The sequence below is a fragment of the Streptomyces sp. NPDC094147 genome, assembly GCF_044764265.1.
GTDB lineage: Bacteria > Actinomycetota > Actinomycetes > Streptomycetales > Streptomycetaceae > Streptomyces.
The window spans coordinates 134295-157119 of the sequence record NZ_JBIWHT010000009.1 but is presented as its reverse complement, the minus strand read 5'-3'; the positions used below and the strand labels follow the sequence as shown (position 1 = coordinate 157119).

Here is a 22825-nt window from a genome sequence, read left to right as displayed (position 1 = left end):
GGCGCGGGCCGCGCTCCAGGAGGCGCCCGTGTCGGCCCGGCACCAAAAAGGGCGGGCGGCGCCCGGTGGCACCGCCCGCCCTTTCCCGCCGTGTCAGCGGCAGGCTCTCAGGACCCCAGGATCGTGGTCAGGAACTCGCCCGTCCACGCGAGCAGTTCCCGCCCCACCACCGGCTTCCCGCCGATCTTCCCGGCGGTCGGCCGGGGCACCAGGATCTGCCGGGTGGGCGCCTTGATGACCGTACGCGGGTAGAGGCGCTTGAGGCGCAGCTCCTGCGACTCCCTCAACTCCAATGGAGAGGGGCGCGCGTCAGCGCTCGTTGAGGGGTGGCGGTCGGGTGACGGGAGGGCAAAACGGATGTTGGCGCCCTGGAGCACGATCTCACCGACCCCGCAGGCGCGGGCCAGCATGCGAAGGCCCGCCACCAGGAGCAGGTTCTCGACCGGCTCGGGCAGCTTGCCGTACCGGTCGGTGAGCTCTTCGCGTACGGCCTTGACGTCGTCCTCGGAGTTGGCCGAGGCGATCGCCCGGTAGGCCTGGAGGCGCAGCCGCTCGCCCGGCGCGTAGTCGTGCGGGACGTGCGCGTCGACCGGCAGCTCGATCTTGACCTCCAGCGGCGCCTCCTCCTGCTCGCCGCCCTCCATCTGCGCCCGGTAGTCGGCGACGGCCTCGCCGACCATGCGGACGTACAGGTCGAAGCCGACGCCCGCGATGTGCCCGGACTGCTCGCCGCCGAGCAGATTGCCCGCGCCGCGGATCTCCAGGTCCTTCATCGCCACGTACATGCCCGCGCCCATCTCGGTGTGCTGGGCGATGGTGGCGAGCCGCTCGTGCGCGGTCTCGGTCAGCGGCTTCTCCGGCGGATACAGGAAGTAGGAGTACCCCCGCTCGCGGCCACGGCCGACCCGGCCGCGCAGCTGGTGGAGCTGGGACAGGCCGAAGTTGTCGCCGCGCTCCACGATCAGCGTGTTCGCGTTCGAGATGTCGATGCCCGACTCCACGATCGTGGTCGAGACGAGCACGTCGAACTTCTTCTCCCAGAAGTCGACCACGACCTGCTCCAGGGCACTCTCGCCCATCTGCCCGTGCGCGGTCTGGATGCGCGCCTCGGGCACGATCTCGCGCAGCCGGGCGGCCGCCCGGTCGATGGACTCGACCCGGTTGTGGATGTAGAAGACCTGGCCCTCGCGCAGCAGTTCACGCCGGATCGCGGCGCCGATCTGCTTCTGCTCGTACGGTCCGACGAAGGTGAGCACCGGGTGGCGCTCCTCCGGCGGGGTGGTGATCGTGGACATCTCGCGGATGCCGGTCACGGCCATTTCGAGCGTGCGGGGAATGGGCGTCGCCGACATCGTCAGCACGTCCACATTGGCACGGAGCTTCTTCAGCTGCTCCTTGTGCTCGACGCCGAAGCGCTGCTCCTCGTCGACGATGACCAGGCCCAGGTCCTTGAACTTGGTCTCGGAGGAGAACAGCCGGTGCGTGCCGATGACCAGGTCGACAGAGCCGTCCCGGAGCCCTTCCAGGGTCGCCTTCGCCTCGCTGTCGGACTGGAACCGGCTCAACGCCCGTACCACGACCGGGAATTGGGCGTACCGCTCGGTGAACGTGCCGAAGTGCTGCTGGACGAGGAGCGTGGTCGGGACGAGCACGGCGACCTGCTTGCCGTCCTGGACGGCCTTGAACGCGGCCCGCACCGCGATCTCCGTCTTTCCGTAGCCGACGTCGCCGCAGATCAGCCGGTCCATCGGGACCGTCTTCTCCATGTCCTCCTTGACCTCGGCGATCGTGGAGAGCTGGTCGGGGGTCTCCGCGTACGGGAAGGCGTCCTCCAGCTCGCGCTGCCAGGGGGTGTCCGCGCCGAAGGCGTGGCCGGGCGCCGCCATGCGCGCGCTGTACAGCTTGATGAGGTCGGCGGCGATCTCCTTGACGGCCTTCTTCGCCCGCGCCTTGGTCTTGGTCCAGTCGGCGCCGCCGAGCCGGTGCAGAGTGGGGGCCTCGCCGCCGACGTACTTGGTGACCTGCTCCAGCTGGTCGGTCGGGATGTACAGCCGGTCGCCGGGCTGGCCGCGCTTGGCGGGCGCGTACTCGACCAGGAGGTACTCGCGGGTCGCGCCCTGCACGGTGCGCTGCACCATCTCCAGATAGCGGCCCACACCGTGCTGCTCGTGCACGATGTAGTCACCCACCTCCAGGGTGAGCGGGTCGATGGTCTTGCGGCGCCGGGCCGGCATGCGGCCCAGGTCCTTGCTGGCGGTGCGCTGGCCGGTGAGGTCGGTCTCGGTCAGGACCGCGAGCTTGAGCGCCGGGTCGATGAACCCGAAGTCGATGGCCCCGCAGGCCACTTGGACGACGGAGGGCGTCAACTGGGCCAGTTCCACGTCCAGTCGAGCCGGGATGCCTTCGCCGCCGAGGACCTCGACCGTGCGGGACGCCGGGCCGTGGCCCTCCGTCACGTACACCGTGCGCCAGCCGTCGGCGAGCCACTGCTTGGTGTCGGCGAGCGCGCGCTGGGTGTCGCCGCGGTACGTCTCGGGGGCGTGCATGCCGAGCTTGACGGTGTCGTCGTCCAGGTCGGCGTCATCGGCGGCGAACGGCGACACCGACCACCACATCATGCCGAGCTCGCGGGCCCGGTCGCGGACGTCCGCGATGCCCCACAGGGAGGCCGCGTCCACGTCGATGGGCGCCTGGCCCCCGCCGGCGCTCGCCGCCCACGACGCCTGCAGGAACTCCTGGCTGGTCGCCACCAGGTCGGCGGCTCTGGTCCGCACCCGCTCCGGGTCGCAGACGACGGCCATCGAACCCTTCGGCAGCACGTCGATCAGAAGCTCCATGTCGTCCACCAGGACCGGCGCGAGGGACTCCATGCCCTCCACCGCGATCCCCTCGGCGATCTTGCCGAGGAGCTCGCCGAGCTCCGGGTGCTCCTCGGCGAGGGCCGCGGCCCGGGTGCGCACGTCCTCGGTGAGCAGCAGCTCGCGGCAGGGCGGCGCCCACAGGCCGTGCTCGGCGACCTCCAGGGAGCGCTGGTCGGCGACCTTGAAGTACCGGATCTCCTCGACGTCGTCGCCCCAGAACTCCACGCGCAGCGGGTGCTCCTCGGTCGGCGGGAACACGTCCAGGATGCCGCCGCGGACCGCGAACTCGCCGCGCTTCTCGACGAGTTCGACCCGCGCGTACGCCGCTGCCGCGAGCCCCTCCACGATGTCGTTCAGATCGGCGGACTGCCCGGTGCGCAGCGCCACCGGCTCCAGGTCGCCGAGCCCCTTCACCTGCGGTTGCAGCACCGAACGGATCGGCGCGACCACCACGTTGACCGGGCCCGCCGACGGGTCGTCCGTGCTCGGGTGCGCGAGACGGCGCAGCACGGCGAGCCTGCGGCCCACGGTGTCGCTGCGCGGCGAGAGCCGTTCGTGCGGCAGCGTCTCCCACGAGGGGTACTCGGCCACGGCGTCCGGGGGGAGCAGGGACCGCAGCGCGGCGGCGAGGTCCTCGGCCTCCCGGCCCGTCGCGGTCACCGCGAGCACCGGGCGCCCGGCCCCGCGCGCCAGGGCCGCCACCGCGAAGGGGCGGGCGGCGGGCGGGCCGACCAGGTCGACGTGCATCCGGTGTCCGTCGGTGGCGGCCTTCACCGCTTCGGCGAGCGCGGGGTCTCGTACAACGGCGTCCAGCAGACCGTGCAGGCTCATGAAGGGCATCCATCCCGGGAAGTGGGCAACGCGAACCGCCCGACACGTCTGACGGGCCGGGGGGCTTCCAGCGTACGACGCCCCGCCGACACCCGCCGTCCTGATCGCCCGCACCCCCTCGGGGCTCCGCCCCGAACCCCGCTCCCCACACGCCGGAGAGGCTGGTTTTCGCCGATCAACGTTAAAACTTGACGTGCGGTGTCAACCGGATGCGGCCGCGGGGGCGTATACCCCGTGAGATCTGTCCAGTCACGGGAGCCGCATTGACCGACGAGGAGTTCGAGGAGTTCTACGCTCACTCCGTGAAACCGCTGGTCGGCCAGGTGTACCTGATGACCGGCGACCTGCACGAGGCCCAGGACGTGGTCCAGGAGGCATTCGTGCGGGCCTGGGGCCGCCGGGGCCGGCTCGACGCGGGGGCCGGGCCCGAGGCATGGGTGCGCACCGTGGCGTGGCGGCTCGCCGTGAGCCGGTGGCGGCGCGGCCGCAGGGCCGCCGAGGCCTGGCGCAGGCACAGCGAGGCAGCCCCCGCCGCCCCCGAACCGGACCCGGGCACCGTCGCCCTGGTCGACGCCCTGCGCGGCCTCTCCGACCGCCAGCGCCGCGTCGCCGTACTGCACTACGTGTGCGATCTGAGCGTGGACCAGGTCGCCCACGAGACGGGCATCTCCGCCGGCACCGTCAAGACCCACCTTTCGCGCGCACGGGCCGCCCTCGCGCCCCGCCTCTTGGAGGAGGAACACGGTGTCTGACTTCCACCCGGACGAGGAGTCCCTGGCCCGCGCGCTGAAGCGGGCCGCCGACGCGGGCGGCCGGTGCATCGTGCCCGAACCCGCCGAGCGGGTCGCGGCGCGCGGGCTGCGGCGCCGCCGCCGCAACCTCGCCGCCCTCGCCGCGTGCGCGGTGTGCCTGCTCGCCGGGTCCGGCGCCGCCGCCGGGCTGCGCCTCCAGCAGGGCGCGCCGGCGCTGCCCGCGTCCACCCCGACCGGCGGCTCGCCCGCCCCGCGGAGCTCCGTGCCGTCCTTCGGCTCCCCCTCGCCGGTCCCCTCCTCCTCGTCCCCCGACCCCGCCTCCCCGTTCCCCGACCCCTCCTTCGCGGACCCGTCCCCCTCCGGCACCCTCACCGCCACCCCGACCACCCCCAGCCATTGAAGCCAAGGAGCCCCACGTTGTCCGGAGTGCTGCTCGCCGCGCCCCCATCCACGCAGCAGACCAGCGGGGAGGCCTCGCGGCGGGCCCGGCTGCCCGGCCGAATACTCCAGCGGCGGGCAGCCGACCCGTATCTGCTCGCCGCCGTGCTCTTCACCGCGTACACCGCGCTCTCCGTGCTCCGCTACCGGCGGATGGAGACGCTCTCCTGGGACCTGGGCATCTTCGAGCAGGTGGTCCGCGCCTACGCCCACTTCCAGGCGCCGGTCGCCGATCTGAAGGGGCCCGGCACCAACATCCTCGGCGACCACTTCAGTCCGGTGACCGCGCTGCTCGCCCCCGCCTACCGGCTGTTCCCCACCCCCGTCACCCTGCTCGTCGCCCAGTCCGCGCTGTTCGCGCTGGCCGCCGTCCCGGTGGCCCGCGCCTCGGCCCGGCTGCTGGGCCGAGGCCCCGGGCTCGCGGTCGGGGCCGCGTTCGGCCTGTCGTGGGGGATGCAGCGCGCGGCCGACTTCGACTTCCACGAGATCTGCTTCGCCGTCCCGCTGATCGCCTTCTCCCTGGAGGCGCTGCTGCGCGAACGCTGGCGCGCCGCGCTCCTGTACGCGCTGCCGCTGGTCCTGGTGAAGGAGGACCTGGGTCTGACGACCAGCGCGCTCGCCGTCGTCGTCGCGGTGCGGGCCCGCCGCGTCTCGCCGCGCGCCGTGCGGTGGGCCGCCGCCGTGGCCGCCTTCGGCACGGTGGCCGCCCTGGTCACCTTCACCGCCGTCATCCCCGCCTTCAACTCCTCGGACGCGTACGACTACTGGAGCAAGATGGGCGGCGCGGGGCCGCTGGCCGCCGGGGACACCAAGCTGCGCACCCTGATCTGGATCCTGCTCCCCACCACCGGCCTGCTCGCGCTGCGCTCCCCGCTGCTGCTCGCCGCGCTGCCCACCATCGGCTGGCGCTTCGTGTCGTCGGACGACCACTACTGGTCCACCGACTGGCACTACAGCGCGGTCCTGATGCCCGTTCTCGCGCTCGCCCTCGCCGACGCGGCGGCCACCGCCCGCCACAGCCCGCGCCCCTGGCTGCGCTCGTACGCCCGCAACCTGCCGTTCTGCGCGGCGGCCGCGGCCCTGGCCCTGACGCCCTCGCTGCCGCTGGCGGAGCTGACCGAGCCGGACACGTACCGCAAGAGCCCCCAAGTGGCCGCCGTGGAGCGCCTGTTGGAGCGGATACCGGACGGGGCGACGGTGGAGGCGAACGTCGGGCCGATCGCCAGGCTCACCTCCCGCTGCCGGGTCTTCTGGGTGGGCGACGCCCGCCCGGTGACCCCGCGCTACATCGCGATCGACAACGGCGACAACTGGGCGGGCGACCCCGTGGAGTACGCCAAAACGCTGCACCCCGGTGCCCGTTACACGGTCACCGGGGTGGCAGCGGGATATGTGGTGCTGCGCCTGGAGGCCTGACTAGTCGCTGGCGATCGCGTTCAGGACGTTCATCCGCCCCGCCCGGAAGGCGGGTATCAGCGCGGCGAACAGGCCCACGAACGCCGAGGCGACGAACACGGTGAGGATGGTCGGCCAGGGAATCTCCAGGACTCCCATGCCCTGAAGCGCGAGCAGCTTCTGGGCGGTGGTGCCCCAGCCCATGCCGAGCCCGAGGCCGAGCAGCGCGCCGAACAGGGCGATCACCACCGACTCCAGACGGATCATCCGGCGCAGCTGGCGGCGCGAGAGGCCGATCGCGCGCATCAGGCCGATCTCCCTGGTCCGCTCGACCACCGACAGGGCCAGGGTGTTCACCACACCGAGCACCGCGACGATGATCGCGAGGGCGAGCAGTCCGTACACGATGTTCAGGAGCTGGCCGATCTGGTCCTTCAGCGTCTGCTTGAAGTCGGCCTGGTTCTGCACCTTGTACTGCGGATACGCCTTCAGCGACTCCTTCAGCGCGGCGTAGGCGTCCTTCGCCTTGCCGTTCTGCGCCTTGGCGAACATCAGCATGTTCTTGGGCATCTTGTCGGCCGGCATGTACTGGGCGGCGGTCGTGACGTCGGTGTACATCGCGCCCTTGTCGACATTGGTGTCGTCCGAGGTGATCGCCGCGACCTTCAGCTTCGCCGTGCGGCCGTCCTTGAAGGCGACGCTCAGCGAGTCGCCGACCTTGACGCCGTGCGCCTTGGCGTAGGTGTCACCGACCGACATGGCGTTCGTGCCGTACGCCGCCGCGAGGTCGCCGTCGACGGTCTTGCGCCGCAGGTCCTGCTGGTACGTCGGGTCGGCGGCGGTGACGTGCTTGTCCTCGGTCTTGCCGTCGGGGGTGGTCAGCTTGGCTTCGAGCGACTTGTAGTTGGTGACGTGCTCGATGCCCGGGGTCCGCTTCAGCGCGTCGGCGGCCTGCGGCACGATGGGCTGGCCGGTGCCGGAGGACACGATGAAGTCCGCGCCGACCGACTTGTCGAGCTCGTCGGTGGCGGAGGCGACCATCGAGGAGCCGACCACCGAGAGGCAGGCCACCAGCGCGAGACCGATCATCAGGGCCGCGCCGGTCGCGCCGGTGCGCCGCGGGTTGCGCAGCGCGTTGCGCTCGGCCATCCGCCCGACCGGGCCGAAGATCCGCAGCACCAGCGCGCCGATGACCCGGACCACACCGCCCGCGAGCAGCGGCCCGATGACCACGAAACCGATCAGGGTGAGGACGACGCCGAGGCCGAGCAGGCCCGAACCGGCCGACGCCTTTGAGGAGTTGGCGGCGCCGAGCAGTGCCGCGCCGCCCGCACCGGTCAGGACCAGACCGATGACGGCCCGGACCACACCGGCCTTGCCGTCGGCCGGGGTGCCCGCGTCGCGCAGCGCGGCCATCGGGGAGATCTTCCCGGCCCGCCGGGCCGGCACATAGGCGGCGACGACCGTCACCACGACGCCGAGCACCAGGCCGATCACGGGCGTCGTCCACGCGACCGTGAGGTCACGGGTGGACAGCTCCATCCCCATGGAGCCCATCAGCTTCATCAGGCCGACCGCGAGACCGACTCCCGCGCCCACCCCGAGGATCGAGCCGAACACGCCGAGCAGCAGCGCCTCCAGCAGGACCGAGCGGTTGACCTGCTTGCGGCTGGAGCCGATGGCCCGCATCAGGCCGATCTCGCGGGTGCGCTGGGCGACCAGCATCGAGAACGTGTTGATGATCAGGAAGATGCCGACGAGGAAGGCGATCCCGGCGAAGCCGAGCATCGCGTACTTCATCACGTCGAGGAAGGAGCCGACGTCGGAGCGGTTGGCGTCCGCGGCCTCCTTCGCGGTCTGCAGCTTGTACGGGCCGGCGCCGAGCGCGGCCGCCACGTTCTGCTTGAGCTGCTCGTCGCTCACCCCGCTCGCGGCGGTGACGTTGACGTCGGTGAACTGGCCGGTGGTGCCCAGGAGTTCGCGCTGCGCGGTCGCGGTGTCGAAGTAGACGATCGCGGCACCGGGGTTGGTGACCTTGAAGGTGGTGATGCCGGTGATCTTCGCGGTGAAGTCGCCGGTGACGGCGATGGTGCGCAGTTCGTCACCGAGCTTCAGGTGGTGCTTGGCGGCGGTGTCGGCGTCGACCATCATCTCGGTCGGCCCGCGCGGGGCGCGGCCGGAGGTGATCTCCATCGCCTTGAGGTCGTTGTCGGTCCAGTTGCCGGCGATGGTGGGGGCGCCGGTGGAGGAGCCCATGTTCTCGTTCTTGGCGTTGACGACCGTGACGTTGGGGCTGCTGACGGCGCCCTCGGCCTTCTGCACGCCGGACGCCTTCTTGACCCGCTCGACCACCGAGGCGGGCAGCGCCTCGGGCCGGCCGGTCTGGGAGCGGGCGCCCTGGCTCGCGTCGCCCGACTTGGGGCTGACGGTCACGTTGGAGGCGGTCGCCGCGAACAGCTTGTCGAAGGTGGTGTTCATGGTGTCGGTGAAGACGAGCGTGCCGCACACGAACGCCACCGACAGCAGGACCGCGACGGCGGAGAGCGCCATCCGTCCCTTGTGCGCGAGGAAGTTGCGCATCGAGGTCTTGAGCACGGTCACGACGTCCGCCCCCGCGCGTCGAAGTCCTTCATGCGGTCGAGCACGGCGTCCGCGGTCGGCCGGAACATCTCGTCCACGATCCGGCCGTCGGCGAGGTAGAGCACCCGGTCCGCGTAGGAGGCGGCCACCGGGTCGTGGGTGACCATCACGATGGTCTGGCCCAGCTCGTCCACGGACTGGCGCAGGAAGCCGAGGACTTCGGCGCCCGCCCGCGAGTCCAGGTTTCCGGTCGGCTCGTCACCGAAGATGATCTCCGGCCGGGCCGCCAGCGCCCGCGCCACGGCGACGCGCTGCTGCTGACCGCCCGACAGCTGGGTCGGCCGGTGCTTGAGCCGCCCGGCCAGACCCACGGTCTCCACCACGCGCTCCAGCCACTGGGCATCGGGCCTGCGCCCGGCGATGTCCATCGGCAGCGTGATGTTCTCCAGCGCGTTCAGCGTCGGCAGCAGGTTGAACGCCTGGAAGATGAACCCGATCCGGTCCCGGCGCAGCTGCGTGAGCTTCTTGTCCTTCAGACCGGTGATCTCGGTCTCGTCCAGGTAGATCTGGCCGCTGGTCACCGTGTCGAGCCCGGCCAGGCAGTGCATCAGGGTGGACTTGCCGGAACCGGACGGGCCCATGATCGCGGTGAACTGGCCGCGGGCTATGTCGACATCGACGTGGTCGAGGGCCACCACCCGGGTCTCACCCGACCCGTACGCCTTCACGACCTGGCGCGCCCGTGCCGCGACCGCCGTACGCCCTCCAGTGTCCCCGTGCCTGGGAATGGTCACAGCCGTTGTCACGGTAATTCTCCTTGGTCGTGTTTCAGCCAGTCGTGCCGACGTACGTCTTGAGTGTCCGGGCCGGACGGCGCGGGCGCATTGGTGCCCGGCACCGTCTTCGAGGTGGGGTTATCCCCACCCCGCGGCCGCGGTTGCGACGTAAGACCACCGTAAGGAACAAGCCCCCGCCTCCACGTCCTCCGCCGGGACGACAGGCCCCTGCCCCGAAGTAGGGAGCACCCCTTAGGGGTCTACGTCTGCGGGACGAGCCCGTCTCAGGGCAGCCTCCACCCCTGCCGTCGGGGGGATGGGGGTCCCCCCTGCTCCTTCAGAGCTCGGGGGAGGAGTGAGAAGGTGTGCCCGAGCAGATGCGTGCACAGTGAAAGGATCTTGGTGAGCGTCTCCGACCACAGCCCCGGCACCGAAGCGATACCCGGCGCGGCACCGGACGCGGCACCCGCACGCGGGCGCGGCCCGGTCGTCGCGGCCCTCATGATGGGCATGGCACTGGCCGCCCTCGACGGCACCATCGTGTCGACCGCCGTCCCCCAGATCGTCGGCGACCTCGGCGGATTCGCCGTCTTCTCCTGGCTGTTCTCCGGCTATCTGCTCGCCGTGACCGTCACCCTGCCCGTCTACGGCAAGCTCTCCGACACCTTCGGCCGCAAACCCGTACTGATCGTCGGCATCATCGTCTTCCTCGCCGGATCCGTCCTGTGCGCCATCGCCTGGAACATGGCCGCGCTCATCGCCTTCCGCATCGTGCAGGGCCTCGGCGGCGGCGCCCTCCAGGGCACCGTCCAGACGATCGCCGCCGACCTGTACCCGCTCAAGGAACGCCCCAAGATCCAGGCCAAGTTGTCGACGGTCTGGGCCGTCTCCGCGGTCGCCGGGCCCGCACTCGGCGGGCTGCTGGCCACCTACGCCGACTGGCGCTGGATCTTCCTCGTCAACGTGCCGGTGGGCGCGGCCGCCCTGTGGCTGGTCGCCCGGCACCTCGTCGAGCCCGCCCGCCCAAGACCCGCCACCCGGCCCCGCATCGACTGGGCCGGCGCCCTGTGCGTCTTCGCCACCGGCGCCCTGCTGCTCACCGCACTGGTCCAGGGCTCAGTCGCCTGGCCCTGGCTGTCGGCCCCCTCACTCGCGCTGCTCGCCGCCAGCGCCGCGCTCGCCGCGCTGACCGTGTACGTGGAGCGCCGGGCCGCCGAACCCGTCATACCCGGCTGGGTCTGGCGCCGGCGCACCATCGCCGCCGTCAACCTGGCACTCGGCGCGCTCGGCCTGCTCATGGTCGCCCCGACCGTCTTCCTGCCCACCTACGCCCAGTCCGTCCTCGGCCTCAACCCGACCGCCGCCGGCTTCGTCCTGTCCGTGATGACCCTGAGCTGGCCCATCTCCGCCGCGCTCTCCAGCCGCGTCTACACCCGCATCGGCTTCCGCAACTCCGCGATCACCGGCATCGCGCTGGCCGCGCTGATCCTGCTGGCCTTCCCGCTGCTGCCCTTCCCCGGCCGGGCCTGGCAGCCCGCGCTGATCATGCTGCTGCTCGGCGCAGCGCTCGGCCTGTTCCAACTCCCCCTGATCGTCGGCGTGCAGTCGACGGTCGGCTGGTCCGAGCGCGGCACCACGACCGCGTCCGTACTGTTCTGCCGCCAGGTCGGCCAGTCGCTCGGCGCGGCCCTGTTCGGCGCGGTCGCCAACACCACCATCGCCGCCCGCCTCGCCCACGCCCCCCTGCCCGGACTGCCCGGCGACCTCGACTCGGCCTCGCGCGCCCTGCAACACCCGGCGGACCTGACGGCCGGGGCCGCCGACTATCTGCGCCGGGCGGTGGCGAGCGCCGTGGACCACGTCTACATCGGCGCCGCCATCGCGGCCGTACTGGCCCTGCTGGTCCTGCTCTTCCTGGCCCCGCGCCGCTTCCCCGTCCTGACACCGGACCAGACCGACGACTGAGGGGGCCGAGCGCGCGGCTGAGGAGGCGAGCGTGAAAGCGCCGCCCAGCCCGCGGCCGGACTCCGCGAATCGACGGGCCGCGCTCCGCCCCCGAACCACTCAGTCCTCGGCCACACCCCGCCCCGTCAGCGCCGCCAAGCCGACGCGTACGTGCGCCAGATGCGCCCGCACCTCCTCGCCGGTCTCGGCATGCTCCCGCAGCACCCGCTCCGTCTCCCGTACGATCCGCTCCTCGCCGGCCCGCGCCTGGGCCACCAGTTCCGCGCCGCGCGCCTCGGCGTCCTCCTGGCCGTGCCGGGCGCTCTCCTCGGTCCGCGCATACGCGCGACGCGCCTCGTCCAGGCGGGCCTGCGCGGCGGCGGTCAGCTCGGTGTGGCGGGCGCTCAACTCGGCCTCGGCGGCGGCCAGTTCACGCTCGGCCGCCTCCAGCACCTCCGCCTGCTCCCGGTCCTGCCCGGCCAGCGTCGCCGCGCAGCGCCGCCGCGTATCGGCCAGCACGGCCGCCGCGTCGGCCCGCCGCTGCTCGGCCTCGGCACGCGCCGCGCCCCGGGTGTCGTCCGCCTCGGTGCGGGCCGCGAGCAGGATCCGCTCGGCCCGCGCCTCGGCGGCCGCGAGCACCTCATCCGCGTGCGCCCGCGCCGCGTCCCTGGCCGCCCGCCCCGCCTCCTCAGCGGCCTGCGCCCCGGCGGCCGCCGCCTCCACGGCCGCGGCCCGCACCTCGTCGCCCTCCTCGACGGCCAGCGCGAACAGCGTCCCGGCGCGGCCGCCGAGCGCCTCGTACGTCTGCGGGGCGAGCACGGCGACCTGCTCGCGCAGCGCGGCCGCCCGCGCCTCCAGTTCCTCGGCGAGCGCGGCGAGCCGGTCCGCCCGCTCCCGCGCCGCCGCCCGCTCCCCGGCGAGCCCGGCCAGCGCCCGGTCGACCTGCTCGGGACGGTAACCGCGGCCCCGGCCGGCCCCGAACGGCTGCGCCGACGGCGGCATCGATGCTGCGCTCATCCCTGACGCTCCTCTCCCGCACCCACTGACGTTCCGGCGACCGAAGCGAAGTGGTCATAACGCGACACTCCACCCGCACCCCCCGCACAAGGATGCGCCCCAGGGCGACAGAAGGCGCAATCGCGGGCGGCCCGCACGACCGAGGCGCCCACCGCGACCACACGGCGAGCGCCTCGGCACCTCAACACGGCACGGTCAGAGCAGCCCGTCCCACATCTGCTCAAGCAGCACCGACCACCAGCTCTCCGGCGAAGCGAGCGCCGCCGGGTCGAGCGCCGCCAGCTGCGCCTGGAAGTCGACCGTCCAGCGGCCCGCCTGCTCGGGGTTGAGCCCGAACCGCAGCCGCCACATCCGGCCGAGCAGCGCCAGACACCGTACGAACTCGGGCAGCCCCGAGTTCACGAACTGCGGCGGCACCGACTGGCTGTGCCCTCCCGTTGGGGATCCCGCCTCCACCGGCACCGCCACGATGTTCGCGGTCCCGTACTGGACACAGATCGCCCGCCCGAAGTCCGAACCCATCACCAGGTACGAACCCGCGTCCGCGGCCGGCTGCACTCCGCGCTGCTGCGCCAGCTCGGCCAGCGTCGGCACCGGCTGACCGGGCACGGCCTGCGCCCAGAAGAACGGCCCGAAGTCCACCGGCAGACCCGCCCACACCAGCGTCACCGCCACGGCCTCCGGCACACCCTGCCGCGACACCGCCCGCTGGTCGAAGCGGAAGACACCCTGCGGGCCGAACGCACCCGCCAGCTCGTGCGCCACGCCCTCCGGCGGCAGCGGCGGCAGCGGCTGCACCGGCACCAACGGCGCCCGCACCGGCTGCGGCCTGGCCGGACCGTCCGCGACCTGCGCCAACTCGCCCTGGTGGGTGAGCAGATGCTGGACACCCTGACGGCGCGAGGCATGGTCCTTGCCGTACGGAGCCACGTTCGTGATCCGCACCTGCGGCCACTGCTCGCGGATCATCCGCGCGCAGTAACCGCCCGGCAGCTCGCACGACTCCAGCTCGGTGTGCAGTTCGAGCACATGGTCCGCGGGCACGTTCATCGCCCGCAGCTCATGGAAGATCTGCCACTCCGGATGCGGAATGCCGGGCGCCGAACGGCGGATGAGCTGCTGCTCGGAACCGTCGGGCGCGCGGTAGCGCAGCACGGCCTGATAGCCGGGGCCGACCGTCGGCAGCCCGGTCGGGGGCTGCTGCGGATAGCCGTACGCGGGCGGCGGCGTCTGCGGTACGGGCCCACCCGGCGGCATCCCGGGCGGACCGGGCGGCATCGGGGCGCCGGGCGCACCAGGAGCTCCGGGCGGGCCAGGAGGCATCGGCGCACCCGGGCCACCGGGACCCATCTGCGCGGGCCCCGCCAGCATCGTGGCCGCCTGGTGCACCCCGCCGGGAGGCGTACCGGGCACACCGGGACGACCGGGCGGCAGCGGAGCCCCCGGCGCACCCGGAGCACCGGGCGGACCCGGAGGCATCGGCGCACCCGGACCACCGGGGCCCAGCTGGCTCGGGTCGGCCAGCATCGTCGCGGCATGGTGCACCCCGCCAGGGGGCGTACCGGGCACACCAGGAGGACCGGGCGGACCCGGAGGCATCGGCGCACCCGGACCACCGGGGCCACCCGGGCCCAGCTGGCTCGGGTCCGCCAGCATCGTCGCCGCCTGGTGCACACCGCCCTGCGAGGGCGGAGGCGGCGTCGGCGGGCCGGGCGGCTGCGGGCCCTCGGGACCGAGCTGCGACACCAGCTGCGTCGGCAGATAACCACCGGCCGGCGCACCCGGCGGCGGAGTCGAACCCGGCACCGGCGCGGCGGGCGGCCGCGCACCGGGCGTACCCGGCGCGCCCGGCGGCGGCGGAGTCGCAGAACCCTCGCCCCGCGCCGCCCGCACACCCTGCGGCGGCCCGACCGCCTTCCTGGTCGCGGCATCCGCGATGTCCCCCGCAGCCGAAGGCGCACCAGGACCCGCCGGCCGGGCGGGCGGAACAGCAGCGGCCGGAGCACCCGGAGCCACCGCCGGCACACCCGGCACCGGCGCGTCCGGGTCGATCGCGGGCGCGAGCGCCGTCGGCGGAAGCTGACTGCCGCCCGCGATCAACGCGGTCTTGGCCTCCGGCGGCGCCTTCGGCGGCGCGGCATCGTCATCGTCCGAACCGGACAGCGACGGCGCGAACACCGTCGCGGGCAGCGGCACCGAACCGTCCTCCGAACCGGCGTTGGTGTCCGTACCCGCCCAGGGCGTACCCCCAGCGGGCGTCCCCTGCGCGGCAGCGGCGGGCGCGGGCCACGCCGCCCCACCCCCACCGGAAGCGGGAGCGGGAGCGGGAGCGGGAGCGGGAGCGGGAGCGGAAGGCGCAGCCGGCGCCCCGACCCCCGGCCCACCGGACCCGGCGGCGCTCTCGCCCCGCCGGTCCGGAATCCCCAGCTTGTCCGCCGCCTCCTGAAGCCACTCCGGCGGACTCAGCAGGAACGACGTCTGATTCAGATCGATCCGCGCCGGAGCCTCGGCCACCGGCGGCACATCCTCCGGCACCCCGTACTCCTCCTCGTACCGGCGGATCACCTCACCCACCGGCAGCCCCGGCCACAGCGTCGCCTCACCGCTGTCCCGGGCGATCACCAGACGCTGCGCACCGCCCGCGCCCGAAGGACCGTTCTCGCGGTCCTCGGCCCACACCACGAAACCCAGCTCGAACTCCCGCACCCGCACCTCCCGGTGCTGATACGCGGGCACATCGCCATTGATCCACTCTTCCGCGCGCTCCTGCGCCTGAGCGAAAGTCACCATCGGCCGGCTCACTCCCCTACCGAGGTCGTCCCGACGGCGCGCGCGAAGCCGCCGTCCACCATCAGATTCGCCACGGTCTCCAACTCCGGCGGATTGCCCGCAAGCCGGGCCAGGAACCCGTCGAAGTCGTCCCCGCAGGGCAGCAGCAGCCGCTCCACCCGCTCGTTCACACTCAGCCCGTCCCGGTCCCGCGCGTCGTCGTACGCGCAGAACCACACCGAACCGACCGCCGAGCCCTTCACCTTCACCGCGAGCAGACCGCCCTGCACGAAGGCGACCCCCAGATAGTCCTTGGTGAGATGGTCGCGCAGACACTTGTTGACATACACCAGGTCATTGACCGCGGCCTCGTCGCGCACCGTGAAGAACGGCTGGTCGACCAGGAGCCCCAGCTCGGCGTCGAGCGCCGCCCCGACCGGGGCACACCCACCCGCCGCCTTCAGGAACGAACGGTAGGCACCCGGCAGCCGGTACCCCAAGTCCTCCTCCACACCCAGGAGTTGGGACTCCGACACCGACACCGAGCCCTTCGGCAGACCGAAGTGCGCCGGCCGCGTCTCCTGCAACGGACGCGTACCGCGCTTGTCGTGCTCGACCCGCGCCGTCGCCAGACCGCCGTAATGACGCAACAGCGCCTTCACCTCGACCGGCACCAACTCCAGCCGCCGGCCACCCGGCACGTGGTGCCAGGTCCAGCCGTGCGGCGTCGCCACCGCCGCAATCGTGTCCCACAGCTCATGGCCCGCGGCGGCCAGCGCCGCGTTCGCCGACACGTAGTCGGTCAACCGGAGCTCGTCCACCCCGAAACCCTCCGGCGGCTCCGCGATCTCCGCCGCCGCGCGGGCGTACGGCGAGAAATCCGGGAAGCCGTGCTCATCCACCCGCACCCCTCTGGGATGCCGGGAGGCCCGGACCGGATCCGGGAAGTGCACGACCTGACCGGCATAGGCCTCGTTCGGTGGCGCGGCATGCTGCCCGAGCCGACCTGTCGTCATGGCGGTTGCCCCCTGCTGCGTGCTGGCGTCTGGCTGGTGAGGACCAGACTATGCGGTGGGGCAATACCGAGTACCGGCCCCGCACATCCATCACCACCCGTCACAGCCGCATCACCCTGCGCCCCCGACGCGCGGGTTTCCACGCCCCAGCTTCCGTACCAGCGGCCGCATTTGGCAGGCTGTCCCCGCAACTCGGGGGCGCTGACACTCGCGACGGAAGCCGCGGGCAGTGGGAGGGACACAGCACCATGCACACCGCACCAGGCGAAACATCCGCTACAAACGCGATAAATGCGACACCCGGCGATCCACGCCTCAACTGGAGCGCCACCACCACAGCCGCGCCCTTACTGCGCCACCGCCGCGACGGCATCCTCCCCGCCGTCGCCGCCGCACTCTCCGTCCGCGGCGAAACCCTCACCTGCACCGCAGGCAGAGGCGGACAACCCCCCGTCCTGCACGCCCTCGTCCAGGACTACCTCGACACCCTCACCAGCAGCCAACGCGAACGCTTCACCGGCCGCTGCCCCGAAGCGATCCTGCTCTCCCGACACCTGACCAGCGTCGAGACCAACCGCTCCAAACGCGCCCAGCGCAAACCCCTCACCCACGGCGAAGCCCGCCGCGCCCTCAAACACGCCAAACTCACCGCCCGCCGCATACGCGAAGACGGCGACCCCCTCCACGGCAGCTACGCACCACCCTGCCGCTCCTGCACCGCACTGCTCGCCCACTTCGGCGTACGCAGCGTCGAACCCTAAAACCCCCACACCCTCTGCACGGAAAGGCCGCCGATGCCGGACATCTCCACCACCCGGTTCCCCGTCCCCGTCGACGCCGCCCTGCGCACCGCCGGCTGGCAACCCGGACGCTGGGACATCCGACAAGCCGAAGCCTGGGCCGACGTCCTGCGCGGCCACACCTCACCCGCCGGCCACCGCCACACCGTCTTCCCCGCCGCCGTCGAAGCCTGGGCCGAATTCGGCGGCCTGCGCCTCACCGCCCCCGGCCCCGGCCGCCGCAACGCCCCCGCCACCCTCCGCTTCGACCCCCTCGCCGGCCTCCACCTCGCCCGCACCCTCGCCGACCTCGGCCGAGCCCTCGAAACCGACATCGCCCCCCTCGGCGAAGAAGGCGACCAGCAAGCCGTCCTCGCCATCGACACCCACGGCCGCGTCTACTCCCTCGACCACACCGGCGACTGGTACCTCGGCCCCGACATCGACCACGCCCTCAACACCCTCATCACCGGCACCCAGCCCATCCGCCTCACCTCGGGCTGAACACCCCCCCCCGGTGACCCCGTAAGCCCGAACCCCCCGCCCGACTACGAAACCACCGACGCCCGATCCGGCAGCACCGCCGACACCCGGAACCCACCCGCGTCCGTCACCCCCGACACGAACACCCCGCCCAACGCCGTCACCCGCTCCCGCATCCCCACCAGACCATTGCCCCCACTCGGCAACCCCGCATCCGCCGTCACACCGTCCGCAGGCCCGTTCTCCACCTGCATCGCCACCTCGGCCTCCCGATGCGCCAGACGCACCATCACCTTCGCGCCCGCCGCATGCTTGTGCACATTGGTCAGCGCCTCCTGAACCACCCGGTACGCCGTCTGCTCCACCAGCGCGTCATACCCCCGCGCCTCCCCCTGCACCAACAGCTCCACCACCATCCCGGCCTCCCGGGACTGCCCCACCAACGCCTCGATGTCCGCCAGACACGGACCCTCCTCCGCAGCCGCCGCAGCCGCGGCCGCAGCAACACCCACCGCCGCCAACGGCACCGGAACCACCGAAACCGCGACCGGCTGCTGATCCGCCGCCCGCAACACCCCGAGCATCTCCCGCAGCTCCGTCAACGCCTGCCGCCCCATGTCACCGACCAGCGCCGCGTTCTTGACGGCCTTCTCCGGATCCTTGCGCGCCACCGCCTGCAACGCCGCAGCATGCACCACCATCAACGACACCCGATGCGCCACCACATCGTGCATCTCCCGGGCAATCCGCGTCCGCTCCTCCGTACGCGCCCACTCCGCCCGCTCCTCAGCCCGGTCCGCGAGCAGCGAAAGCTCCCGCTCCAACGAATCCGCCCGCTCCCGCAACGACTCCATCAACCGCCGCCGCGCCCCTATATACAGCCCGTACAGAAGCGGCGGACCCGTGATCCCCAGCGCCATCACCGACGACACCAGCGGCACGTACCACTGCCCCGGGGCGTACTCACCCCGCGCCAAGCCCTGATGCATCCGCACGAACGTCACGATGAACGTCCCCGCCACCGACATCCCCGCCAGCGCACCCGTGATCCGGCGCGGCACCTCCGACGCGGCCAGCGTGTACAGCCCCACCACGCTCAGAATGAACCCCATGCTGGCGGGCGTCACCGCCACCGAGATCAGCACCACGGCAATCGGCCACCGCCGCCGCAGCACCAGCGAAGCCCCCGAAACCAGCCCGAGCAACACCCCGGCCGGCACGGGCAACCCCGCATCCCGCGCGAAACTCACGCCCTCCGCCGCGCACTCCAGCGCGGAGATCACCCCGAGCGAGACATCCAGCACCACGCTGCGCCTGCGCTCCCACCACCACCAGCCACGGGAGGTCAACCCCGTGGCTTCCTGGTAAGCCCCCGTTGCGGTCATGGCTCCCAGACTACGGGCGGCCGCGAACGATTTTCCGTCGGCTTCCGCTGCACGAAATCTCATCGAACACGCCAGAAATGGACGGAGATCCCACGATCTGGTGAATCGAGCGGATATTCGAGCGCTCGTCCGCATGCCGGACGAGCGTGTCCGTATGACATCCACCACACCCGGCAAATACGCCGACTTCGAAAACCTCCGCCAGCAGGCCATCGCTTTGCGCCGCGAGGGGCTCAGCCGCCGCCAGATCCGCGACCGCCTGTTCGTCGACAACAACGACCTCCTCAACCGCCTCCTCAACGGTGAACCCGCCCCCGAGTGGACCAAGCGCCCCAACGCCAAGGACGACCTCCGCGACCGAGCGAGAGAGCTCCGCACGCGGGGCATGACGTACGACCAGATCCAGGTCGAGCTCGGCTGCTCGAAGAGCTCGATATCGCTCTGGGTACGAGACCTCCCGAAGCCGGACCGCACCCGCACCCCGGAGGAGGCCTCGGCCATCGCCAAACGCGGCTGGGAGGCGGCACTGAAGCGCCGCGAGGCCGAGCGCCAGCAGACCAAGCGGGATGCGGCGAGCGAGGTCGGCGAGCTGTCGGACAGGGAGCTGTTCCTTGCCGGCGTCGTGCTCTATTGGGCGGAAGGCGCCAAGGACAAGCCCTGGGACCGCCGAGAGTCCCTGAAGTTCATCAACAGCGACCCGAACGTCATCAAGGTCTACCTGAAGTGGCTGAAGCTCCTGGATGTCACGCCGGACCGACTCCGCCTCCACGTCAGCATCCATGAGTCCGCCGACGTCGAGGAAGCCACGCGGTTCTGGGCGGAGCTCACAGGACTCGGCCCGGCCAGCTTCAACAAGCCAGTACTGAAACGGCACAACCCGAAAACGCACCGGAAGAACACCGGCGACGCATACCGAGGCTGTCTCGCGATCTATGTGCGGGATAGCGTCGATCTGTACCGTCGCATGGAGGGCGCCTGGTACGGCATAGTAGGGGCTGCCCTCTCACCCGCAGAAGCGAAACGGACATAGAGGGCAGACCATCCCAGGTCGTCTAATGGTAGGACAAATGGTTTTGGTCCATTGAATGAGGGTTCGATTCCTTCCCTGGGAGCTCCAAAGTTCGGGTCCTGACTGTCCCAGTCAGGACCCGCCGCATTTCCCCCGCCCCCACCCCGATTTCATCCGCGAAACCCCCCGGTATCCTTCGGTTGTCCACCCCCCGAAGCCGAAGGGCACCTCCGTGAGCGCAACCCGCCCGGCCGCCGTCGTCGTCCTCGCCGCGGGTGAGGGCACCCGCATGAAGTCGGCCACTCCCAAGGTTCTGCACGAGATCTGCGGGCGCTCGCTCGTCGGCCACGTCGTGGCAGCCTCTCGTGAGCTGGACCCCGAGCACCTCGTCGTGGTCGTGGGCCACGCCCGCGAGCAGGTCTCCGCCCACCTCGGCGCGATCGACGCCGGGGTGCGTACCGCGGTCCAGTACGAGCAGAACGGCACGGGGCACGCCGTCCGGATGGCGCTGGAGGAGCTGGGCCAGTCCATCGAGGGCACGGTCGTGGTGGTGTGCGGTGACACGCCGCTGCTGACGGGTGCGACGCTGGCCGAGCTGACCCGGGCGCACAACGAGGACGGCAACGCCGTCACCGTGCTGACCGCCGAGGTGGCCGACTCGACGGGTTACGGCCGCATCGTGCGGGACGACGTCTCCGGTGCGGTGACCGCGATCGTCGAGCACAAGGACGCGAGCGAGGCGCAGCGGGCGATCCGGGAGATCAATTCCGGGGTGTTCGCGTTCGATGGTGCGCTGCTTGCGGATGCGCTGGGCAAGGTGCGGACGGACAACAGTCAGGGTGAGGAGTATCTGACTGATGTGCTGGGGATTCTGCGGGAGGCGGGGCATCGGGTCGGGGCGTCGCTGGCGGGGGATTTCCGGGAGATTCTGGGGATCAACAACCGGGTGCAGTTGGCGGAGGCGCGTCGGTTGTTGAATGACCGGCTGCTGGAGCGGGCGATGTTGGCGGGTGTGACGGTGGTCGACCCGGCGACGACGTTTGTGGATGTGCAGGTGACGTTCGAGCAGGATGCGGTGGTGCATCCGGGGACGCAGTTGCTGGGTTCCACGCATGTGGGTTCGGGTGCGGAGGTGGGTCCCAATTCGCGTCTGACGAACACTGTTGTCGGTAGGGGTGCGCGTGTCGACAATGCGGTGTCGTACGACTCGGAGGTGGGTGAGGGTGCGACGGTCGGTCCGTACGCCTATCTGCGGCCGGGTACGCGGCTGGGTGTGAAGGCCAAGATCGGTACGTATGTGGAGACGAAGAACGCGACGATCGGGGAGGGGACGAAGGTTCCGCATCTCTCGTATGTCGGGGACGCGACGATCGGTGAGTACACCAATATCGGTGCGGCCAGCGTGTTCGTGAATTATGACGGTGAGGCCAAGCACCACACGACGATCGGTTCGCACTGCAAGACGGGTTCGGACAACATGTTTGTTGCTCCTGTCACAGTGGGGGACGGTGCGTACACCGCTGCGGGGTCGGTGATCACGAAGGATGTGCCGCCGGGTTCGCTGGCTGTTGCCCGTGGCCAGCAGCGGAATATTGAGGGTTGGGTGGAGCGCAAGCGTCCGGGGAGTGCTGCCGCGCAGGCTGCTCAGGCTGCGGCCGAGCAGTCGGGTGGCGGGAACTGACCGGATTCGGGTGCGTCTTTCACGGCGTACCGTGATAGGTGCACATATTCGGCTGGCTCGCCGCGAAAGGGACCGCGCGGGCGCAGCAGCATCGAACACGTCTGAGGAGACTGTGCTGTGACCGGGATCAAGACGACCGGCGAGAAGAAGCTGATGCTCTTCTCCGGCCGCGCCCACCCCGAGCTGGCCGAGGAGGTTGCGCACCAGTTGGGTGTGGGCCTCGTGCCGACGAAGGCCTTCGACTTTGCGAACGGTGAGATCTACGTTCGTTTCCAGGAGTCGGCCCGTGGTGCGGACTGCTTCCTGATCCAGAGCCACACGGCTCCGATCAATAAGTGGATCATGGAGCAGTTGATCATGATCGACGCTCTGAAGCGGGCGTCGGCGCGATCGATCACTGTGATCGTTCCGTCGTACGGCTATGCCCGTCAGGACAAGAAGCACAAGGGCCGTGAGCCGATCTCGGCGCGGCTTGTGGCCGATCTGCTGAAGACGGCGGGTGCGGACCGGATCCTGACCGTCGATCTGCACACGGACCAGATCCAGGGCTTCTTCGACGGTCCGGTGGACCACCTGACGGCGCTGCCGGTCCTGGCGGACTACGTGGGTGCGAAGGTCGACCGCTCGAAGCTGACGATCGTGTCTCCGGACGCGGGCCGGGTGCGGGTCGCCGACCGCTGGTGCGACCGGCTCGACGCGCCGCTGGCGATCGTCCACAAGCGCCGTGACAAGGACGTCGCGAACACGGTGACGGTCCACGAGGTCGTCGGTGATGTGAAGGGCCGCGTCTGCGTACTGGTCGACGACATGATCGACACGGGTGGCACGATCTGCGCCGCCGCCGACGCGCTGTTCGCGCACGGCGCGGAGGACGTCATCGTGACGGCCACGCACGGCATCCTGTCGGGTCCTGCTGCGGACCGTCTGAAGAACTCCAAGGTGAGCGAGTTCGTGTTCACGAACACGCTGCCGGACCCGTCGGACCTGGAGCTCGACAAGATCACGGTGCTGTCGATCGCTCCGTCGATCGCGCGTGCGGTGCGCGAGGTCTTCGAGGACGGCTCGGTGACGAGTCTCTTCGAGGAGAACTAGCTTGTAGTTGCAGGGAG

The 22825-nt window shown here is 71.3% G+C and carries 16 protein-coding genes and 1 tRNA gene; 10 read left to right on the top strand and 7 right to left on the bottom strand.

Annotation, left to right across the window (positions count from 1 at the left end; genetic code table 11):
- Positions 1 to 107 precede the first annotated feature (107 nt).
- A complete protein-coding gene (gene mfd / locus ACIQ8J_RS16675; protein ID WP_403271506.1) occupies positions 108 to 3692 on the bottom strand; it encodes a transcription-repair coupling factor in 3585 nt (1194 codons plus the stop codon).
- 263 nt (positions 3693 to 3955) lie between these two features.
- On the opposite strand from mfd, the gene ACIQ8J_RS16670 reads away from it, so the two are divergent.
- From ACIQ8J_RS16670 to ACIQ8J_RS16660, 3 genes are read left to right on the top strand one after another with little or no spacing between them, the layout of a single operon-like run.
- Entirely contained in the window at positions 3956 to 4444 is a 489-nt protein-coding gene (locus ACIQ8J_RS16670) for a SigE family RNA polymerase sigma factor (RefSeq protein WP_403271504.1), read from the top strand.
- On the top strand, positions 4437 to 4844 hold the full coding sequence (locus ACIQ8J_RS16665) for a hypothetical protein (RefSeq protein ID WP_403271502.1): 408 nt from the start codon (positions 4437 to 4439) through the stop codon (positions 4842 to 4844). The genes ACIQ8J_RS16670 and ACIQ8J_RS16665 overlap by 8 nt, the downstream gene beginning before the upstream one ends.
- 17 nt (positions 4845 to 4861) lie before the next feature.
- A complete protein-coding gene (locus ACIQ8J_RS16660) occupies positions 4862 to 6298 on the top strand; it encodes a DUF2079 domain-containing protein (protein WP_403271500.1) in 1437 nt (478 codons plus the stop codon).
- Here ACIQ8J_RS16660 and ACIQ8J_RS16655 read toward each other — a convergent pair whose 3' ends face one another.
- Positions 6299 to 8878 (bottom strand): ABC transporter permease, encoded by a 2580-nt coding sequence (locus tag ACIQ8J_RS16655; protein WP_403271498.1) that lies wholly within the window; start codon positions 8876 to 8878, stop codon positions 6299 to 6301.
- Positions 8875 to 9663 (bottom strand): ABC transporter ATP-binding protein, encoded by a 789-nt coding sequence (locus ACIQ8J_RS16650; protein WP_403271496.1) that lies wholly within the window; start codon positions 9661 to 9663, stop codon positions 8875 to 8877. Before ACIQ8J_RS16650 ends, ACIQ8J_RS16655 begins: the two co-directional genes overlap by 4 nt.
- Positions 9664 to 10071: 408 nt before the next feature.
- Here ACIQ8J_RS16650 and ACIQ8J_RS16645 point away from each other — a divergent pair, with 408 nt between their 5' ends.
- Positions 10072 to 11598 carry an MFS transporter gene (locus ACIQ8J_RS16645; RefSeq protein ID WP_403271660.1) on the top strand — a complete coding sequence of 509 codons (1527 nt, stop codon included), beginning with the start codon at positions 10072 to 10074 and terminating at the stop codon, positions 11596 to 11598.
- Between the two features lie 99 nt (positions 11599 to 11697).
- On the opposite strand, the gene ACIQ8J_RS16640 is transcribed toward ACIQ8J_RS16645, so the two are convergent.
- The 3 genes from ACIQ8J_RS16640 to ACIQ8J_RS16630 form a co-directional block, all read right to left on the bottom strand.
- The gene (locus ACIQ8J_RS16640) at positions 11698 to 12594 is read right to left on the bottom strand and encodes a cellulose-binding protein (protein ID WP_403271494.1); all 897 of its coding nucleotides are present in this window, start codon (positions 12592 to 12594) and stop codon (positions 11698 to 11700) included.
- Positions 12595 to 12789: 195 nt separating this feature from the next.
- Positions 12790 to 15384 carry an SUKH-4 family immunity protein gene (locus ACIQ8J_RS16635; RefSeq protein WP_403271492.1) on the bottom strand — a complete coding sequence of 865 codons (2595 nt, stop codon included), beginning with the start codon at positions 15382 to 15384 and terminating at the stop codon, positions 12790 to 12792.
- An 8-nt stretch (positions 15385 to 15392) separates the two neighbouring features.
- Entirely contained in the window at positions 15393 to 16379 is a 987-nt protein-coding gene (locus tag ACIQ8J_RS16630; protein WP_403271491.1) for an SMI1/KNR4 family protein, read from the bottom strand.
- Between the two features lie 248 nt (positions 16380 to 16627).
- On the opposite strand from ACIQ8J_RS16630, the gene ACIQ8J_RS16625 reads away from it, so the two are divergent.
- Positions 16628 to 17140 carry a YwqJ-related putative deaminase gene (locus tag ACIQ8J_RS16625; protein ID WP_403271489.1) on the top strand — a complete coding sequence of 171 codons (513 nt, stop codon included), beginning with the start codon at positions 16628 to 16630 and terminating at the stop codon, positions 17138 to 17140.
- A 33-nt stretch (positions 17141 to 17173) separates the two neighbouring features.
- Complete coding sequence (locus ACIQ8J_RS16620) at positions 17174 to 17662, top strand: SUKH-3 domain-containing protein (RefSeq protein WP_399058207.1); 489 nt, start codon at positions 17174 to 17176, stop codon at positions 17660 to 17662.
- Between the two features lie 44 nt (positions 17663 to 17706).
- Here ACIQ8J_RS16620 and ACIQ8J_RS16615 read toward each other — a convergent pair whose 3' ends face one another.
- Positions 17707 to 19026 (bottom strand): sensor histidine kinase, encoded by a 1320-nt coding sequence (locus tag ACIQ8J_RS16615; RefSeq protein WP_403271487.1) that lies wholly within the window; start codon positions 19024 to 19026, stop codon positions 17707 to 17709.
- Positions 19027 to 19180: 154 nt separating this feature from the next.
- Here ACIQ8J_RS16615 and ACIQ8J_RS16610 point away from each other — a divergent pair, with 154 nt between their 5' ends.
- The 4 genes from ACIQ8J_RS16610 (at position 19181) to ACIQ8J_RS16595 (ending at position 22808) form a co-directional block, all read left to right on the top strand.
- Positions 19181 to 20056: a hypothetical protein gene (locus ACIQ8J_RS16610; RefSeq protein WP_403271485.1), complete on the top strand. Its 876-nt coding sequence runs from the start codon at positions 19181 to 19183 to the stop codon at positions 20054 to 20056.
- 11 nt (positions 20057 to 20067) lie between these two features.
- Positions 20068 to 20138 (top strand) — tRNA-Gln (locus ACIQ8J_RS16605).
- A gap of 129 nt (positions 20139 to 20267) precedes the next feature.
- On the top strand, positions 20268 to 21716 hold the full coding sequence (gene glmU / locus ACIQ8J_RS16600) for a bifunctional UDP-N-acetylglucosamine diphosphorylase/glucosamine-1-phosphate N-acetyltransferase GlmU (RefSeq protein ID WP_403271483.1): 1449 nt from the start codon (positions 20268 to 20270) through the stop codon (positions 21714 to 21716).
- 117 nt (positions 21717 to 21833) lie between these two features.
- A complete protein-coding gene (locus ACIQ8J_RS16595; protein ID WP_053725021.1) occupies positions 21834 to 22808 on the top strand; it encodes a ribose-phosphate diphosphokinase in 975 nt (324 codons plus the stop codon).
- The last annotated feature ends 17 nt before the right edge of the window (positions 22809 to 22825 follow it).

Bases quoted from the DNA above. Each gene is read 5' to 3' on its own strand.
- mfd (WP_403271506.1), bottom strand. From the start codon at position 3,692: ATGAGCCTGCACGGTCTGCTGGACGCCGTTGTACGAGACCCCGCGCTC.
- ACIQ8J_RS16640 (WP_403271494.1), bottom strand. From the start codon at position 12,594: ATGAGCGCAGCATCGATGCCGCCGTCGGCGCAGCCGTTCGGGGCCGGC.
- ACIQ8J_RS16635 (WP_403271492.1), bottom strand. From the start codon at position 15,384: ATGGTGACTTTCGCTCAGGCGCAGGAGCGCGCGGAAGAGTGGATCAAT.
- ACIQ8J_RS16630 (WP_403271491.1), bottom strand. From the start codon at position 16,379: ATGACGACAGGTCGGCTCGGGCAGCATGCCGCGCCACCGAACGAGGCC.
- ACIQ8J_RS16625 (WP_403271489.1), top strand. From the start codon at position 16,628: ATGCACACCGCACCAGGCGAAACATCCGCTACAAACGCGATAAATGCG.
- ACIQ8J_RS16620 (WP_399058207.1), top strand. From the start codon at position 17,174: ATGCCGGACATCTCCACCACCCGGTTCCCCGTCCCCGTCGACGCCGCC.
- ACIQ8J_RS16615 (WP_403271487.1), bottom strand. From the start codon at position 19,026: ATGACCGCAACGGGGGCTTACCAGGAAGCCACGGGGTTGACCTCCCGT.
- ACIQ8J_RS16610 (WP_403271485.1), top strand. From the start codon at position 19,181: ATGACATCCACCACACCCGGCAAATACGCCGACTTCGAAAACCTCCGC.